The organism is Enterobacter sp. K510, from assembly GCF_055804875.1.
Window position 1 is genome coordinate 98,286 of the sequence record NZ_JBNRLQ010000012.1, and the last position, 18,030, is coordinate 116,315.

15 protein-coding genes and 1 pseudogene are annotated in these 18,030 nt (G+C 58.5%); 13 read left to right on the top strand and 3 right to left on the bottom strand.

The features are described from left to right. Positions 1-183 precede the first annotated feature (183 nt). From araD to ACQUTD_RS19140, 7 genes are read left to right on the top strand one after another with little or no spacing between them, the layout of a single operon-like run. Positions 184-1,938 carry an L-arabinonate dehydratase gene (gene araD / locus ACQUTD_RS19110; RefSeq protein ID WP_473277218.1) on the top strand — a complete coding sequence of 585 codons (1,755 nt, stop codon included), beginning with the start codon at positions 184-186 and terminating at the stop codon, positions 1,936-1,938. Between the two features lie 9 nt (positions 1,939-1,947). Further along, the gene (locus ACQUTD_RS19115) at positions 1,948-2,739 is read left to right on the top strand and encodes an aldolase/citrate lyase family protein (RefSeq protein WP_473277219.1); all 792 of its coding nucleotides are present in this window, start codon (positions 1,948-1,950) and stop codon (positions 2,737-2,739) included. Further along, positions 2,739-3,638, top strand: coding sequence for an aldose epimerase family protein (locus ACQUTD_RS19120; RefSeq protein ID WP_473277220.1), 900 nt, complete (start codon positions 2,739-2,741; stop codon positions 3,636-3,638). The genes ACQUTD_RS19115 and ACQUTD_RS19120 overlap by 1 nt, the downstream gene beginning before the upstream one ends. Beyond that, positions 3,613-4,485, top strand: a complete 873-nt coding sequence (locus ACQUTD_RS19125; protein ID WP_473277221.1) for an SMP-30/gluconolactonase/LRE family protein — start codon at positions 3,613-3,615, stop codon at positions 4,483-4,485. Before ACQUTD_RS19120 ends, ACQUTD_RS19125 begins: the two co-directional genes overlap by 26 nt. A gap of 5 nt (positions 4,486-4,490) precedes the next feature. Continuing rightward, positions 4,491-5,360: an NAD(P)-binding domain-containing protein gene (locus ACQUTD_RS19130; protein ID WP_473277222.1), complete on the top strand. Its 870-nt coding sequence runs from the start codon at positions 4,491-4,493 to the stop codon at positions 5,358-5,360. 15 nt (positions 5,361-5,375) lie between these two features. Beyond that, positions 5,376-6,143 (top strand): SDR family oxidoreductase, encoded by a 768-nt coding sequence (locus ACQUTD_RS19135; protein WP_473277223.1) that lies wholly within the window; start codon positions 5,376-5,378, stop codon positions 6,141-6,143. A 9-nt stretch (positions 6,144-6,152) separates the two neighbouring features. Continuing rightward, a complete protein-coding gene (locus ACQUTD_RS19140) occupies positions 6,153-7,028 on the top strand; it encodes a TSUP family transporter (RefSeq protein ID WP_473277224.1) in 876 nt (291 codons plus the stop codon). A 187-nt stretch (positions 7,029-7,215) separates the two neighbouring features. Here ACQUTD_RS19140 and ACQUTD_RS19145 read toward each other — a convergent pair whose 3' ends face one another. Then, a complete protein-coding gene (locus ACQUTD_RS19145; RefSeq protein WP_473277225.1) occupies positions 7,216-8,007 on the bottom strand; it encodes a DeoR family transcriptional regulator in 792 nt (263 codons plus the stop codon). Between the two features lie 36 nt (positions 8,008-8,043). Further along, positions 8,044-8,940: a sugar kinase gene (locus tag ACQUTD_RS19150; RefSeq protein WP_321988317.1), complete on the bottom strand. Its 897-nt coding sequence runs from the start codon at positions 8,938-8,940 to the stop codon at positions 8,044-8,046. Positions 8,941-9,107: 167 nt separating this feature from the next. Here ACQUTD_RS19150 and yihU point away from each other — a divergent pair, with 167 nt between their 5' ends. Genes yihU through ACQUTD_RS19180 form a run of 6 tightly spaced genes read left to right on the top strand, consistent with a single transcriptional unit; the run spans position 9,108 to position 17,079 of the window. Continuing rightward, positions 9,108-10,004: a sulfolactaldehyde 3-reductase gene (gene yihU, locus ACQUTD_RS19155; RefSeq protein WP_072571402.1), complete on the top strand. Its 897-nt coding sequence runs from the start codon at positions 9,108-9,110 to the stop codon at positions 10,002-10,004. 20 nt (positions 10,005-10,024) lie between these two features. Then, entirely contained in the window at positions 10,025-10,900 is an 876-nt protein-coding gene (gene yihT, locus ACQUTD_RS19160; protein ID WP_473277226.1) for a sulfofructosephosphate aldolase, read from the top strand. 10 nt (positions 10,901-10,910) lie between these two features. Further along, entirely contained in the window at positions 10,911-12,152 is a 1,242-nt protein-coding gene (yihS, locus tag ACQUTD_RS19165) for a sulfoquinovose isomerase (RefSeq protein ID WP_473277227.1), read from the top strand. Between the two features lie 24 nt (positions 12,153-12,176). Further along, complete coding sequence (locus ACQUTD_RS19170; protein WP_473277228.1) at positions 12,177-14,213, top strand: alpha-glucosidase; 2,037 nt, start codon at positions 12,177-12,179, stop codon at positions 14,211-14,213. Positions 14,214-14,236: 23 nt separating this feature from the next. Continuing rightward, positions 14,237-15,616, top strand: coding sequence for an MFS transporter (locus ACQUTD_RS19175; protein ID WP_072571406.1), 1,380 nt, complete (start codon positions 14,237-14,239; stop codon positions 15,614-15,616). A gap of 44 nt (positions 15,617-15,660) precedes the next feature. Continuing rightward, a complete protein-coding gene (locus ACQUTD_RS19180) occupies positions 15,661-17,079 on the top strand; it encodes a glycoside-pentoside-hexuronide (GPH):cation symporter (RefSeq protein WP_473277229.1) in 1,419 nt (472 codons plus the stop codon). Between the two features lie 55 nt (positions 17,080-17,134). Here the strand turns inward: ACQUTD_RS19180 and dinD are convergent. Beyond that, positions 17,135-17,957 (bottom strand): annotated as a pseudogene (gene dinD / locus ACQUTD_RS19185) (DNA damage-inducible protein D). Between the last annotated feature and the right edge of the window lie 73 nt (positions 17,958-18,030).

The following is an 18,030-nucleotide window of genomic DNA, read 5'->3' on the forward strand; positions in this document are numbered from 1 at the left end:
TTACTATTCCACAGCCTTTCCCCGACAGATAACGACAACAGACGGGAAATTTGAGCTGGCCTGTCAAAAACCATACTCCCAGTGAGGTAATTGCGGGGGCTATCACAAAACAGGGCTAAGCCATCTTGAATATCGTAGCGCTACGATATTACCGTATTAATAAACCAATACCGGAGTACTTACATGATGTTCAACACAGATCGCTTACCACGCCGTGAGATCGGTGAACTCCGCAGCCAGCGCTGGTACGCCCCCGATACCATCCGGGCGTTTGCCCACCGTCAGCGCACACAGCAAATGGGATTTGGCCGGGACGAATTTCTCGGCAAACCGGTCATCGGCATTATCAATACCTGGAGCGACATGAGCGCCTGCCATGCGCATTTACGCGAGCGGGCTGAAGCCGTGAAGCGCGGCGTCTGGGCGGCGGGCGGTTTTCCGGTGGAGCTGCCTGCGCTGTCGATGGGCGAAGTGATGGTGAAACCCACCACCATGCTGTACCGCAATTTCCTGGCGATGGAAACGGAAGAGCTGCTGCGCCAGCATCCGATCGACGGCGTGGTGCTGCTCGGCGGCTGCGATAAATCCACCCCCGCGCTGCTGATGGGCGCGCTGTCGATGGATTTGCCGCTGATCTTCTGCCCCGCCGGGCCGATGACCACCGGCAAATGGCGCGGCCAGACCACAGGCGCGGGAACGCACACCAAAAAATACTGGGATCAGCTGCGCCTCGGCGCCATTACGCAGCATGACTGGGTGGAGCTGGAAGGGGCGATGACGCGTTCTATCGGCACCTGCAACACCATGGGCACCGCATCGACCATGACTTCCATTGCCGATGCCATGGGTTTTACGCTGCCGGGTGCCAGCTCCATTCCGGCGGCGGACAGCCGCCATCCGCAAATGGCGGCGCAGTGCGGCCAGACCATTGTCGATATGGTGTGGTACGACCATAAACCGTCCCGCTGGCTGACCCGAAATAACTTCCTGAACGGTATCGTCGCTTATATGGCGCTGGGCGGCTCCACCAACGCGGCGATCCACCTCATCGCCATGGCGAACCGCGCCGCCATTCCGCTGACGCTCGCCGATATGGAAGCCATTGCCCGCCAGGTGCCGGTGCTCGCTAACCTGTTCCCGTCGGGAAAATACCTGATGGACGATTTTTTCTTCGCGGGCGGCCTGCTGGCGCAGCTGAAAAAACTCACCGGTTTTTTGCTTCTGGATGCGCGGGGCGTCACCAACCGGCCGGTCAGCGCGTGGATCGAACAGGCGCACTGCTATGACGACGACGTGATCCGCGATCTGCAAAATCCGGTCATTCCGCTGTCACAGGGCTGCGCACTGACGGTGCTGCGCGGCAATTTATGCCCGGATGGCGCGGTGATGAAATCCTCCGCCGCCAGCCCGCAGCTGCGCAAACACACCGGTCCTGCGCTGGTGTTCGACAGCCATCAGGCGCTGTCGGATCAGATTGACGACCCCGATCTGGCGGTCACTAAAGATACGGTGATTATCCTGCGCAATGCCGGGCCCGTGGGCGCGCCGGGCATGCCCGAATGGGGCAACCTGCCGATCCCCAAAAAACTGCTACGCGAGGGCGTGACCGACATGGTGCGTATTTCCGATGCGCGGATGTCCGGCACCCATTACGGCACCTGCATTCTGCACGTCGCGCCGGAAGCGGCGGTCGGCGGGCCGCTGGCGCTGGTGCAAACCGGCGATCGGGTGACGCTCGATATTGAGGCGGGCACGCTCAATATGCTGGTGGACGACGTCGAAATTGCCCGCCGCCGCGCGGCACTTACCCCGCAGCACACTGTTTTTGCGCGCTCCTGGGCGGCGCTGTACCAACAGCACGTTACCCAGGCGAATGAAGGCTGCGATTTTGATTTTCTGCAATCCGGCGGCGATGTCCCTGAACCGCCCATTTTTTAAGGAACCCTGATGAACCCTTTTAAACACGCCCTGCTCTCCGGCCAGCGTCTGCGCGGCACCTGGATGATGACCGGCAGCGATACCGTCGCCGAAGCAATGGCGACGGTCGGATTCGATTTTCTGGTGCTGGATCAGGAACATGTCGCCGTCGATACGCTGGACGCTATCCGCATTGATCGGGCGATCCGCAGCATCAGCACCACCACCACGCCGCTCTACCGCCTCGCGGGAAACGAGGTGGTGCTGATCAAACGCGCGCTCGACGGCGGCGCGATGTCGCTGATGATCCCTTTTATCAACACCGTGGAAGAGGCGCAGCAGGCGGTGGCCGCCGCTTATTACCCGCCGTATGGCAAACGCGGCTTTGCCGCCATGCATCGCGCTTCCGGCTGGGGCGGCAACGCGAATTTTGTGCAGGAGGCGCGGGAAGAACTGTGCCTGATCCTGCAACTGGAGACGCCGGAAGCCATCGCCAGTATTAATGCCATCGCTCAGGTGGACGGCATTACCGGCTTCTTTATCGGGCCGGGCGATTTGTCAGCGGCGATGGGGCAGCCGGGCAACCCGTCGCACCCGGAGGTGCAGCTGATGATCAAGCGCGGGCTGGAGGTCTGTCAGCGCCTCGGCAAACCCTGCGGCATCGTCGGTGGCAATCCGCAACTGGTGAATAAGTACCAGCAGATGGGCTTTAACTTTGTGGCGCTGGCCTCGGACATGAGCTTTATGCTGGCGCGCGCGAAAGAGCAGCTGGCGGCCATTCGCGGAGAACAGCTCACCATTCGCGGCGGCGAGGTGTACTGATGACCCGGCTTATCGAATGTACCAGTGGCGATACACATATCGCTGTGGCCCCGGAGCTGGGCGGTGCGCTGGCCTGGCTGCGCTGGCGCGGGCAGAACATTCTGCGCCCTCTTGATCCTCATGGCATACAGCGCGCCAATATGTGCGGCAGTTATCCGCTGATCCCCTGGTCGAACCGCATCGCCGACGGGCGCTTCGCCTTTGACGACCAGCCTTATCAGGTAACGCGCAATGTACCGGATAACCCGCACGCGCTGCACGGCTGCGGCTGGCAGCAGGCCTGGGAGGTGGTAAGCGTGAGTGAAACGCAGATTGATCTTGCGTTTACCTGCCCGGCCTCTGACCGCTGGCCATGGGCATGGCGGGCCAGCCAGCGTTTTGCACTGACCGAAAATGACCTCAGCGTGTCGCTGACGTATCACAATCTCGCGGATCATGCTGTGCCCGCCGGGGTGGGCTTTCACCCGTTTTTTGCCGACGCCGCCCGCAGCGAGGTCATGTTTCACGCCGCCCACGTCTGGCTGAACGATGAAAACAGCCTGCCGGATGAGGAAGTCGCCGTGCCGCCCGCGTGGGACTACACGCGCTTTAAAACGCCGCTTCCCGGCTCGGTAGACAACTGTTTTACCGACTGGAACGGCGAAGCGATCGTGCGCTGGCCGCAGCGCGGCATCCGCGCCACCCTGCACAGTAGCACCCCGAATCTGGTGTTTTTTGTTCCCGGCGACGGGCGCAACCTGGTGGCCATCGAACCCGTCAGCCATATCAACGATGCCATTAACCGCTTCCCGGCGGGCAGTAACGACCAGGCAATGGATCGCATCGCGCCCGGCGGCGAGCTGTCGCTCAGCATGACAATAAGGATGTCAGACGATGGAACAACCCCGCGTACTCTTTGACTATCACGGCGAGCTGCCGGAATGCCCGACCTGGGATGCCGACCGCCAGACGCTCTACTGGACCGATATTTTGCGCCAGGAAATTCATCACTATCAGCCGCACAGCGGCGAGCACGGCGTGATGCACTTTGCCGAAGAAGTTGGCTGTTTCGCCCTGCGTAAGCGCGGCGGCCTGATTGTTGCCATGCGCTCTGCCATCTGGCTGACCGATGGCGAAGGCAGGTTGACGCAGAAAGTATGCGATAACCCCAATAACCCGCAGCTGGCGCGTTTTAACGATGGCGGCACCGACCGGCAGGGACGCTTTTATGCCGGAACCTACTGGGGGCCGCGGGATTATAACGGCGCGCTGCTGTGCCGGGTGGATGCGAACCTGAAAACGACGGTGTTGCAGTGCGACATTCTCGGCGCGAACGGGCTGGCGTTCTCCCCGGATGGCCGGTGGATGTACACCAGCGACACGCCGAATCACGTGATTTATCGCACGCCACTGGATGCGCACGGTCAGCCCGGTCAGCGGCAGATCTGGAAAACCTTCCCGCGCGGCAATGGCAGACCGGATGGCGCGGCCATCGACGCAGAGGGCTGCTACTGGAGCGCGCTGTTTGACGGCTGGCGCATCGCACGTTTTTCTCCACAAGGCGATGTGCTGGAGGAAATCCGGCTGCCGGTGCGCTGCCCGACCATGGTCTGCTTTGGCGGCAGTGACATGAAAACCTTATTTATTACCACCACCCGGGAAAATATGTCCGCAGAAGAAATTAACGCTCACCCGCTGTCAGGTGCGATATTTTCCCTGCGCGTTACTGTCCCCGGCATTCAGAAATTAAAATTTAACGAGAACTGAAAAAAATGAAAACCATTGGTTTTATCGGGCTTGGCCTGATGGGCGAAGCCATGTCCAAAAATATTGTCACCAAATTTACCGGTACGGTTCTGGTATTCGATATTAATCAGGACGCCATTAACCGGCTGGTATTACAGGGCGCGCAGGCGGCTATTTCCGTGGCGGATATTGCGCAGCGTGCCGACGTTATTATCAGCATGGTGCCCCGCTCTGAACATGTGCGCGATATTTATCAGCAAATGCTGCCGTATTTACATGACGGGCAAATCACCATTGATATGTCGACTATCGATCCCTCCGTGTCGGTAGCCATTTCCCGCCAGGTGAATCATACCGGCGCAATCATGCTCGACGCCCCGGTGGTGAAATCAGTGCCTGCCGCGCAGAAGGGCGAGCTGGGTATTTATATCGGCGGTGATAAAGCAGCCTGGGAAAAGGTGTCGCCGATCCTCGCCATGATGGGTAATAACCAGATCCATATGGGCGAGAATGGCCGCGGCCTGGTGATGAAAATCGTGCACAACCTGCTGGTGGCGGGCATTCAGAACAGCGTTAACGAGATGCTGACCGTGGCGGATCACTATGGCATCGATAAAGCGGATTTCCATAAAGCCATCTCGTTTGGCGGCGCCACCAACTGGTATCTCGACAGCAAAATTAACAGCCTGATCGCCGAAGATTTCCGCACCGCCTTCTCTCTGCAAAATATGGCCAAAGACGTCAACATCATGAAATCGCTGCTGACAGAAGCGGGATTATTTCTGCCGGGCGTGAATGTGGTGAAAAACGTGTATGACCAGGGAATGGAAAACGGTCTGGGCGGCGAAGATTTTTCCGCCACCTGGAAAGTCGTTAAGCACAGCGCCAGAAAATAATTGAGGAATAAGATTATGCACAGCGAAATCAACGTCATTTATAAAAGTCTGCACAATAAAGTCGTGGCCATTACCGGCGGCGCCAGCGGCATTGGCGAAGAATATGTCCGCGCCTTTGTGAATCAGGGCGCGCGGGTGGCCTTTCTGGATTATGACACCGAGGCCGGTGAAAAACTGGCTGCCGAAATAGGATGTCTTTTTTTATTTTGCGACGTCACGGATATTAATCAGCTTAAAGCCTGTTTTACGCAGATTATCGAACAGCTGGGCGATATTGATATTCTGATTAATAACGCAGGCAGCGACGATCACCATACTATTGATGATCTGACGGAAGACTATTTTAATAACCGTATTAACGTCAATATGCGTCACCACCTGTTCGCCATTCAGGCGGTTATTCCCGGCATGGCGCGCAAAGGCAGCGGCAGCATTATCAATATGGGCTCGATTAACTGGATGCGCGGGCGTCCGGGACGGGTGTGCTATTCCCTGTCGAAAGCGGCGATTCACGGCTTTACCCGCACGCTGGCGCAGGAGCTGGGGCCGCGTGGGATCCGGGTGAACAGCCTGGTGCCGGGGGCGATCCGCACTGCCAAACAGGACGCGATGTGGGCGAAACTCGATCCGGCGGCGGTAAATCAGTTTATCGAACTCCAGGCGCTGAAATTCCGTCTCGACGGCACACACTGCGCGCGGCTGGCGCTGTTCCTGGCATCTGATGAATCCTGCGGCTGCACAGGTCAGGACTTTATCGTCGATGCGGGCTTGTCGCTGAATTAAGGGGCGGATATGGACTTCTTTAGCTTACTCACCCCTGATGGCGTCACGCTGGAAACCAGCGCGGTGCTGATTGTGGTGGCGGTGATGTTTCTGTACACCTTCGTCGGGATTTGCGCGGGGTTTGGCGGCGGGCTGACCGCCATGCCGCTGATCACCATGGTGCTGCCGTTAAAAATGGCGGCGCCGATGTCGGTGATGGTCGGCACGGCGACGGCGCTGTACGCCACCTGGCTGTCGCGCAAGGAAACCGACTGGAAATCGGCGCTGGTGCTGATTGTGTTTTCGCTGGCGGGGATCCCGGTGGGGCTGTATGCGCTGTCGTTTCTGCCCGATCACATTATGAAGATTGGACTCGGCGCTTTTATCATTCTCTATTCGTTCTACAGCCTGTTTATTCCGCGTCTGCCGGTGTACGACAAACGCTGGATTGCCGCCCCTATGGGCGCCATCGCCGGAGCGCTGGGGGCGGCCTTTTCCACCAACGGGCCGCCGGTAGTGATGTACGGGATGCTGCGTAATCTGGCCCCCGCCGCCTTTCGCGGTACGCTGAACGCCTTTTTTACGGCGAACAATATCGCGATTATTGGCGGGCTGGCCACCAGCGGTATTCTGACCATTTCCACCGTCAAGCTGGTGATTTTCTGTATTCCGACCATGATCCTCGGCTCGCTGGTCGGCCAGTACGTTCACAAGCGGATTTCGGTGAAAGTGTTTCGCCTGATGGTGTTTTTGCTGCTGATTGCCTCAGGGGCGATGCTGATAAAAGGGGCAACCGGGATCTCTGCCGCAAGCGCCCTGCTTCCGGCGTTTGGGCTGCTGGCGGTTCTGCAACTGGCATTTGGGCGGAAAGTCGCGGCGATACGCGCGGCGGAGGAGGCGCGGTAGTATTTTTGCGTTATATGCCGGGTGGCGGCTTCGCCTTACCCGGCCTACAAAATCAGTGATACCGTAGGCCCGGCAAGCATGCGCCGCCGGGCGATACGTGGCGGCGTTGCCTTACCCGGCCTGCAAAATTACGAATCGGTGATACCGTAGGCCCGGCAAGCGTGCGCCGCCGGGCGATGCCCGCTCGTTACATCTCATCGTCCGGCGAGGCGAGGATCAGCTCGATTTGCTTGTTTTTCATCAGGCTGTGCAGCGCCTGCGGCGGGGTTTTGTCGGTAAAGAGTGCCGTGGCCTGGGTGACGTTGCCAATTTCCACAGCGGCGGAGGCAGTGAATTTGGTGTGATCCACCGCCACCAGGATTTGCCGGGAGTGGGCCATCATGGTGCGGGCGACGCTGGCTTCATTGACGTCAAACTCCAGCAGCGTGCCGTCGTTTTCAATCGCGCCGAGGCTTGTGATCAGGTAGTCGGCGCGAAATCCTTCCACAAAGGACACCGCATGCGGGCCGATAATACCGCTGTTGTGCGGCCGCAGCGTGCCGCCGGGCACCATTACTTCAAAGCGGGTATTTTTGTAGAGAATATGCGCCACCCGCAGGCTGTTGGTGATGATGCGCAGATGATTATGATTGAGCAGCGCCCGCGCTATATGTTCCACCGTGGTGCCAATGGTAATGAAAATGGTCGACCCGTCGGGGATATAGTCGGCAATGGCTTCGGCGATGGCTTTTTTCTCGGCGGTGTGCGACATTTCCCGCTCCTCAAACGCCGTGTTAACCACGCTCGACGCGCGGCCTGCGCCGCCGTGATGCCGGGTGATCAGCCCCTGCTCGCTGAGCTTGCGAATATCGCGCCGCACCGTCTGCGTGGAGACATCAAGCAGTTGCGCCAGTTCATCAATGTTCATGTAACCGCGTTCAGCGATCAACGCCAGCAGTTGATCGTGGCGCGGGTTGCCGGTCAGCTCGGTGGCACTCATGCGTTTCCCTCGTAACCTCATCGTTAATGGGTCATTTTATACATAAAGTGACAAAAAAGACCGGACTTGATCACAATCAGGGATGCCGTCCCGTCCGCCGGGGCGGGTGCATTTGAGCGCCGCCACGCCGCTGGCGAAGCGGACGGCATCATTGATGGGCTGCTGTTGCGCCAGGCTGAACGCCAGCGCGCCGTGAAAGACATCGCCCGCGCCGGTGGTATCCACCACATCCACGCAAAAACCCGGTTGATGATGATGTTCAGCGCCGGTCATAAAATGACAGCCCTGCGCCCCGCTGGTGACATAAACCTGCCCGTCAGTGACGGTGCGGGCGTATTCCAGCCCGGCCAGCGGATCATCAAGACCGGAGAACCGCCGCAGGCCCGGCGCGGAAAAGGCCGCGTGATCGCTGAGCGCCACCAGGTCGTCAATCTTCTGCGGCGTCACGTCGCCATCCAGCAGGGTCGTTACCCCGGCCTGTTTTGCCAGCGTGAAAGCGCGTTTCGCCCCGTCATGCCAGCGTACATCCGCCAGCACCAGATCCCATTGTGAAAAATCCAGCGCATCCAGCCAGTCGGCGTCAGGCGGCAGATCCGGGCCGGGATAATTAATGATGATCCGCTCGCCCTGCGCATCCACCAGCACGGCAGATTGCGAGGAGCTGGCATTTTTGACGCGCCGACAAAAACGGGTGTTTACCCCCAGGGACTCCAGTTCCGCGAGAAGCTTGTCGCCAGTATCGTCATCGCCGGTGCGGCCGATAAAGTCCACCTGCGCCCCCAGTTTTGCCGCCGCCACTGCCGCCGTAGCCGCCGGGCCGCCGCCCACTTCCCGATAGTGATGCGCCACATATTTGCCCCCCTCCGTGGGTAACGCTTCCACATTGTAGATCCGGTCCATCACGGTTATTCCGACGCAGACGATACGCACCATGGTCATTCCTTAAACGAGTAACGATGCCGTCATTTTAATTTGCCGGATTGTTAAAAAAGTGACGGCTGTCAATTTTTTGACCATAAATTACAAATACGATCAAAAACAGACACAAAAGAGCACGATGAGAGACATAATCTGACAACCAGTAACGACGGGAGAGTGAAATGGCCAGCATTGCGTTTATTGGATTAGGGCAGATGGGCGCGCCGATGGCGACGAACCTGCTGAAGAAAGGACATCACGTCTGGGCGTTTGACGTGAACCCGGCGTCGATGGAGGGCGTGATCCGCGAAGGCGCGGTAGGGTGCAGCTCTCCGGCCCAGGCGGCGGAGTTTGCCGAGTTCGTCATCACCATGCTGCCAAACGGCGATCTGGTACGTCAGGTGCTGTTCGGCGATGGCGGCGTCTGCGAAACCCTCTCCACGCGCGCGCTGGTGATTGACATGTCCACCATTCACCCGTTGCAGACCGATGCCCTGATCCGCGAGATGCAGGCAAAAGGATTTCAGATGATGGATGCACCGGTGGGACGCACCTCCGATCACGCAGTAGCCGGTACGCTGCTGTTACTGGCAGGCGGCACGGCTGAGCAGGTGGAGCGCGCCAGCCCGGTGCTGCTGGCGATGGGCAGTGAGCTTATCAACGCGGGCGGCCCCGGCATGGGCATTCGCGTGAAGCTTATCAACAACTACATGAGCATCGCCCTTAACGCCCTCTCCGCTGAAGCCGCGGTGCTGTGCGAGGCGCTGGGCCTGTCGTTTGACGTGGCGCTGCAGGTGATGAGCGGCACCCCGGCAGGTAAAGGGCATTTCACCACCTCGTGGCCGAACAAGGTGCTGAAAGGGGATCTCTCCCCGGCCTTTATGATCGACCTAGCCCATAAGGATCTGGGGATCGCCCTGGACGTGGCGAATCAGCTGCATGTGCCGATGCCGCTCGGCGCGGCGTCGCGGGAAGTTTATAACCTGGCGCGCGCCGCCGGACGCGGGCGTCAGGACTGGACGGCCATCCTGGAGCAGGCCCGCATCAGCGCCGGCCTCGCCCCTCTCGTATCCCAGTAATGCTGTAAAAGGACCGATGTATGACGACTTACACGCTTAAAGATATTACCCGCCCTTCCGGCGGCTTTGCGATGCTGGCGGTTGACCAGCGTGAAGCGATGCGCCTGATGTTCGCGGCAGCCGGTGCGTCACAGCCGGTGGCTGACCATGTGCTAACGGATTTTAAAGTTAACGCCGCCCGAACCCTGTCCCCCTTCGCCTCGGCGATCCTCGTCGATCAGCAATTCTGTTACCGCCAGGTGGTGGAGCAGAAAGCGATCGCCCCATCCTGCGGGATGATCGTCGCCGCCGATGCGTTTATTCCCGGCAACGGTATCCCGGTGGACAGCGTGATCATCGATAAAGCGGTCGATCCGCAGGCGGTGAAACGCGACGGCGCAAAAGCGCTGAAACTGCTGGTGCTGTGGCGCAGTGATGAGGACGCCGATCAGCGTCTGGCGATGGTGCGGGAATTTAATCAGCTGTGCCATGCAAACGGCCTGGTCAGCATTATTGAGCCGGTGGTTCGCCCGCCGCGCCGTGGCGATAAATTCGATCGCGAGCAGGCGATTATTGAAGCCGCGAAAGAGCTGGGCGACAGCGGCGCCGATCTCTACAAGGTGGAAATGCCGCTGTGCGGTAAAGGCGATACGCAGACGCTGCTTGCCGCGTCGCAGCGGCTGAACGATCACATCGCCATGCCGTGGGTGATCCTCTCCTCCGGCGTCGATGAAAAACTCTTCCCCCGCGCCGTGCGCGTGGCGATGAGCGCGGGCGCGTCCGGTTTTCTGGCGGGTCGCGCGGTGTGGTCGTCGGTGGTGGGCCTGCCGGACACCGAACTGATGCTGCGGGATGTCGCCGCGCCTAAGCTGCAACGCTTAGGGGACATTGTTGACGAAATGATGGCGGCGCGCTGAGGAGAGACACATGAAATGGTTTAACACGCTAAGCCACAACCGCTGGCTGGAACAGGAAACGGACCGCATTTTCGACTTCGGCAAAAAAGCCGTGGTACCGACCGGTTTCGGCTGGCTGGGCAATACCGGTCAGGTCAAAACGGATGTGGGCACCCACCTGTGGATCACCGCCCGCATGTTGCATGTGTATGCCGTGGCCGCCGGAATGGGCCGCCCCGGTGCGTATGAGCTGGTGGATCACGGTATTAACGCGCTGAACGGCGCACTGCGCGATAAGCAGTGCGGTGGCTGGTATGCCTGCGTCAATGATGAAGGGGTGATCGATGCTTCCAAGCAGGGTTATCAGCATTTCTTTGTGCTGCTGGGCGCGGCGAGCGCGGTGACCACCGGGCATCCGGGCGCGCGTCCGTTACTGGATGACGCCATTGCGGTGATCGAGCGTTATTTCTGGAGCGAAGCGGAGCAAATGTGCCTTGAGTCATGGGACGAGGCCTTCAGCAAAACCGAAGATTACCGCGGCGGCAACGCCAATATGCACGCGGTGGAAGCCTTTCTGATTGTTTATGACGTCACCCATGACCGCAAATGGCTCGACCGTGCGCTGCGCATCGCCTCAGTGATTATTCATGATGTCGCCAGAAAGAGTGATTACCGCGTCAACGAGCATTTCGACAACCAGTGGAACCCGATCCGCGATTACAACAAAGACAATCCCGCCCACCGTTTCCGCGCCTACGGCGGCACGCCCGGCCACTGGATCGAATGGGGCCGTCTGATGCTGCATCTGCGCGCCGCGCTGGAAGCCCGCTTTGAAATGCCGCCCGAGTGGTTACTGGAAGACGCGAAAGGCCTGTTTCACGCCACCATCCGCGACGCCTGGGCGCCCGATGGCGCGGACGGTTTTGTCTATTCCGTCGACTGGGACGGCACGCCGATTGTGCGCGAGCGCGTGCGCTGGCCGATCGTCGAAGCTATGGGCACCGCTTACGCCCTGTGGAGCGTCACGGGCGACGCGCAGTATGAAGCCTGGTATCAGAAATGGTGGGATTACTGCATGAAATATCTCATCGACTATGAAAACGGCTCGTGGTGGCAGGAGCTGGATACGGATAACAAAGTCACCACCAAAGTGTGGGACGGCAAGCAGGACATTTATCACCTGCTGCATTGTCTGGTGATCCCCCGCCTGCCGCTGGCGCCGGGTCTGGCCCCCGCCGTCGCCGCCGGGCTTCTGGATTGCAACGCTAAATAAACAATAAAACTTACAGAGGTCATTATGCGTACCCTACACCCTGACTTATCCGCTCTGGCGCTGACCACCAGCGCTGGCGGCTTTACCTTAACCTACCAGCAGCGCCTGATCCTGCGTCATACGCCGGACGCCGCCTGTTTATGGACCGGCGCTGGCACGGCGGATATTGAGATGTTCCGCGGCAACTTCAGCATTCAGGATCGGCTCAATGAAAAAATCGCCCTGACAGACGCCACCGTACAGGCCCATGACGCCGGCTGGACGGTGCGCTTCGGCCGCGGCGATGCGGTGAGCGCGACGCTGAAAATTGGCGTCGATGACGCAGGCCGTCTGCTGCTGACGCTGCAAAACGATGACGCGACCCATAACCGCATCTGGCTGCGGCTGGCGGCCAATCCTGAAGATCATATTTACGGCTGCGGCGAGCAGTTTTCGTATTTCGATCTGCGCGGCAAACCCTTCCCGCTGTGGACCAGCGAGCAGGGCGTGGGCCGTAATAAGCAGACGCTGGTCACCTGGCAGGCGGACTGCAAAGAGAATGCGGGCGGCGATTATTACTGGACCTTCTTCCCGCAGCCGACCTTTGTCAGCACGCAGAAGTATTATTGCCACGTGGACAACAGCTGCTACATGAATTTCGATTTCAGCGCGCCGGATTATCACGAGCTGGCGATCTGGGAAAACCAGGCCACGCTGCGTTTCGAGTGCGCACCCACCTACATTCAGCTACTGGAAAAACTCACCGCACTGCTGGGCCGCCAGCCGGAGCTGCCGGACTGGGTATATGACGGCGTGACGCTCGGCATTCAGGGCGGCACCGAAGTGTGCCAGCAAAAGCTCGATACCATGCGCAACGGCGGCGTGAAGGTGAACGGCATCTGGGCGCAGGACTGGTCCGGCATCCGCATGACCTCCTTTGGCAAGCGCGTGATGTGGAACTGGAAATGGGACAGCAATAACTATCCGCAGCTGGATACCCGCCTCGCGCAGTGGAAGGAAGAAGGCGTGCAGTTCCTCTCCTATATCAATCCTTATGTCGCCAGCGACCGCGAGCTGTGCGCGGAGGCGGCGCGCCTCGGCTATCTGGCGAAAGATCGCGACGGCAATGATTATCTGGTGGAGTTTGGCGAGTTTTACGGCGGCGTGGTGGATCTGACCAACCCTGCCGCGTATGACTGGTTCAAAAATATCATCAAACAGAACATGATCGCGCTGGGCTGCGGCGGCTGGATGGCCGACTTCGGCGAATACCTGCCCACCGACACCGTGCTGCACAACGGCGTCAGCGCGGAGATCATGCATAACGCCTGGCCTGCGTTGTGGGCGAAGTGTAACTACGAGGCGTTGCAGGAGACCGGCAAGCTCGGCGAGATCCTGTTCTTTATGCGCGCGGGCGGCACCGGCAGCCAGAAATATTCCGTGATGATGTGGGCCGGAGATCAGAACGTCGACTGGAGTCTGGACGACGGGCTGGTGTCGGTGGTGCCTGCGGCGCTGTCGCTGGCAATGACCGGTCACGGTCTGCATCACAGCGATATCGGCGGTTACACCACCCTGTTCGACATGAAACGCAGTAAAGAGCTGCTGCTGCGCTGGTGCGATTTCAGCGCCTTCACGCCGATGATGCGCACCCACGAGGGCAATCGTCCCGGCGATAACTGGCAGTTTGACGGCGACGCGGAAACCATCGCCCACTTCGCCCGTATGACCACCGTCTTCACCACCCTGAAGCCTTACATCAAAGCCGCCGTGGCGCAGAACGCGAAAAGCGGCCTGCCGGTGATGCGTCCGCTGTTCCTGCACTACGAAGACGACGCCCGTTGCTACGAGCTGAAGTATCAGTATCTGTTTGGCCGCGATCTGCTGGTCGCCCCGGTACATGAACAGGGGCGCGAGGACTGGACGTTGTATCTGCCGCCGGATGCGTGGGTCAACCTGTGGACCGGGGAAAGCTGTGGCGGGGGCGATATTACCGTGGACGCGCCATTGGGCAAGCCGCCGGTGTTTTATCGCGCCGACAGTGAGTGGGCGGCGCTGTTCAGTACGTTGCGCGCGCTCTGAACCGCAACCAGCGAGGAACGATCATGAGTCAGTCCAGCGATCCGGCAACCCTGAAGTTGCCGTTCAAAGAGAAGCTCGCCTATGGCATGGGCGATCTCGGCTCCAATATCCTGCTGGATATTGGCACGCTCTATTTACTGAAGTTCTATACGGATGTGCTCGGCCTGCCGGGGACTTACGGCGGCATTATCTTTTTGATCGCCAAGTTTTTTACCGCCTTTACCGATATGGGCACCGGCATCATGCTGGATTCACGGCGTAACATCGGGCCGAAGGGCAAGTTCCGCCCGTTCGTACTCTATGCCGCGTTTCCGGTGACGCTGCTGGCGATCGCCAACTTTGTCGGCACGCCTTTTGAGATCACCGGCAAGACGGTGATGGCGACGGTGCTGTTTATGCTGTACGGCCTGTTCTTCAGCATGATGAACTGCTCTTACGGCGCGATGGTACCGGCGATTACCAAAAACCCGGATGAGCGCGCGTCGCTGGCGGCCTGGCGTCAGGGTGGCGCGACGCTCGGCCTGCTGCTCTGTACCGTAGGCTTTGTGCCGGTAATGAACCTGGTGGAGGATAATCAGCAGCTGGGGTATATCTTCGCGGCAACGCTGTTTTCGGTGTTCGGCCTGCTGTTTATGTGGCTGTGCTATCGCGGCGTGACCGAGCGTTATGTGGACGCGCAACCGGCGAACGCCGCGCAAAAACCGGGGCTGTTGCAGTCGTTCCGCGCCATCGCCGGTAACCGTCCGCTGTTTATTTTGTGTATCGCCAACCTGTGCACCCTCGGCGCCTTTAACGTCAAACTCGCCATTCAGGTCTATTACACCCAGTACGTGTTAAACGATCCGATTTTGCTGTCGTATATGGGCTTTTTCAGCATGGGCTGCATCTTCTTCGGCGTGTTTTTGATGCCCGGCGCGGTCAGGCGTTTCGGCAAGAAAAAGGTCTATATCGGCGGGCTGCTGATTTGGGTGGCGGGCGATGTGCTGAACTACTTCTTCGGCGGCGGTTCGGTGAGCTTTGTGGCGTTTTCCTGCCTGGCGTTTTTCGGCTCGGCCTTTGTGAACAGCCTGAACTGGGCGCTGGTGTCCGACACCGTGGAATACGGCGAATGGCGCACCGGCGTGCGATCGGAAGGGACGGTGTACACCGGTTTTACCTTCTTCCGCAAAGTGTCCCAGGCGCTGGCGGGCTTTTTCCCCGGCCTGATGCTGACGCAAATCGGCTACATCCCTAACGTCGTGCAGTCGGCAGAGACGCAGGAAGGCCTGCGCCAGCTGATCTTTATCTGGCCCTGCGCGCTGGCGGTGGTGACGATTATCGCCATGGGTCTGTTCTATAACCTCAACGAGAAAATGTACGTGCGTATCGTTGCCGAAATAGAAACCCGTAAGCGGATGGCGTAATGCAACAGACAATGACGCCCTGCGGGGCGTCATGAGGAACGATTATGACAACCCATGATCCGTTAACCCTGAAACTGAGTCTGCGTGAAAAAGTCGCCTACGGAATGGGCGACTTCGGCTCAAATTTGATGTTGTGTATCGGCACCCTCTATTTACTCAAGTTTTATACCGATGAGTTAGGGATGCCGGCGTTTTACGGCGGGATCATCTTCCTGGTGGCGAAGTTTTTCACCGCCTTCACCGATATGCTGACCGGCGTGCTGCTGGATTCCCGGCGCAATATCGGCGAAAAAGGGAAGTTCAGGCCATTTATCCTGTATGCCTCGTTCCCGGTGGCGCTGGTGGCCAGCGCGCAGTTTATGGCCAATGACTTTACCCTGACGGTGAAAACCGCACTCGCCACCGGGCTGTTTATGCTGTTCGGGCTGTGCTACAGCCTGATGAACTGCTCTTACGGCGCGATGGTACCGGCGATCACTAAAAATCCGCAGGAGCGCGCGCATCTGGCGGCGTGGCGTCAGGGCGGCGCGACGGTCGGGCTATTGCTGTGTACCGTAGGCTTTATGCCGATCCAGGCGCTGTTTACCGGCAGGCCGGCGCTTGGCTATCAGGTGGCGGCGCTGGTGTTTGTCACCGGCGGTCTGTTCTGTATGTGGTGGTGCTACAGCGGCGTGAAAGAGCGCTATGTGGAGGTCACGCCCGATCACCATAAACCGGGCATTCTTAATTCATTCTGCGCGATTTTCCGTAATCCGCCGCTGCTGGTGCTGTGCATCGCCAACCTGTGCACGCTGGCGGCCTTCAATATCAAACTCGCCATTCAGGTGTATTACACCCAGTACGTGCTGAACGATATTCATCTGCTGTCATGGATGGGATTTTTCAGTATGGGCTGCATTCTGGTCGGCGTGTTTCTGGTGCCCGGCGCGGTTAAGCGCTTCGGCAAAAAGCAGGTCTATCTTGGCGGCCTGATGCTGTGGGCGGTGGGCGATGTGCTGAATTTCGTCTGGGGCAGCAGCTCGTTGCTGTTTGTGCTCTTCTCCTGCATGGCCTTTTTCGGCACGGCCTTTGTCAACAGCCTGAACTGGGCGCTGGTGCCGGATACGGTGGATTACGGCGAGTGGAAAACCGGCATCCGCGCCGAAGGGTCGGTGTACACCGGTTATACCTTTTCGCGCAAAATCTCCGCCGCGCTGGCAGGTTTTCTGCCGGGCATTATGCTGACGCAGATCGGTTATATCCCGAACGCCATCCAGAGCGCCGGTACGCTGCTCGGCCTGCGGCAGCTGATCTTCCTCTGGCCCTGCGCGCTGGCCATCATCGCGGCACTGACGATGGGATTGTTTTATAGGCTCAATGAACAGCGCTTTGCGATGATAATTGCGGAGATCGGGGAGCGGAAAAAGCAGGGCACAGGCACTGCGAACTTCGCAAAAGGGGAAACAACGGCGGTAAAGGTGTAGGGCGGAAATAAAAAAGCCCCGTCTTTGCAGACGGGGTGATGGCTTTACACTCGACTTACTTGTTTAACTTCTTTGCGGCAGCATCAAGCTGTTTAATGCTTTTTTCGGGCGTTGGCAGATGTTCAGGCATAGTCCCGCCCAGTTCCTGAATGGTCTGACGCACTTTTTTTACCAACATCAAAGTGGGTCTGATTGGCATGCTGTTTGGTGCAGACGCGATCGCGACGTAATTTTTCTTCCGTCTGCGTTGCGCGAAAGAGGTTAGCCGCAAGCTCCGTCGACCCCATATGATCGAGAATGCGCTGGCTCTTTTTTAATCCTTTATGTTCGTGGATCGCCTTCTGATCCATGCCGCCATATAACCCCTGATAACCGTGGTTCTGGAAGATGGCAAAATCCAGTGTGGTTTCGACGCCCGCCTGCTGTGCGGTTTCAACCAGTTGTTTGTTATGCTCTTTTAACTCGTTGCGTAAAAAAAGCCGCTTCTCATCCTCGCGAAGCTGTTTGAATGCGGCATCGTCGGCTAACTCTTGTCTGCGGGTTTGCAACGCAAAGTAGGTTTGCCCTGCTGCAACCACGGGTTTGGTGGGATCGCCATTCTGCACCACCAGGTAACAGGCATAGCGGGAAAGGTAAATATCCTCTATCTCACGAATAGCACCCGAGCCTAATTCGACCATTTTGTTGGTATCAACGAAATGGTCTGCTGCCTGATGTCCACTGGTTTCACAGGCCACGGTGGCTTTGGCAATGACCTTATGAAAGTTCCGCCACTCCTTATAACCCAGTAAGGGTAACAGGTCGCGTGCCGACCAGAACTCGCTGCCGTTGTCGCTTATTTGTTTAAGCTGCTCGAAGGGTTGATGATGTTCGTCCATAACTCATCCTTTTCCTGTTTGTTATTAAATGGGGTTGTTGAACCTATGTGTTCAACAGAAGCAGCATACCGCT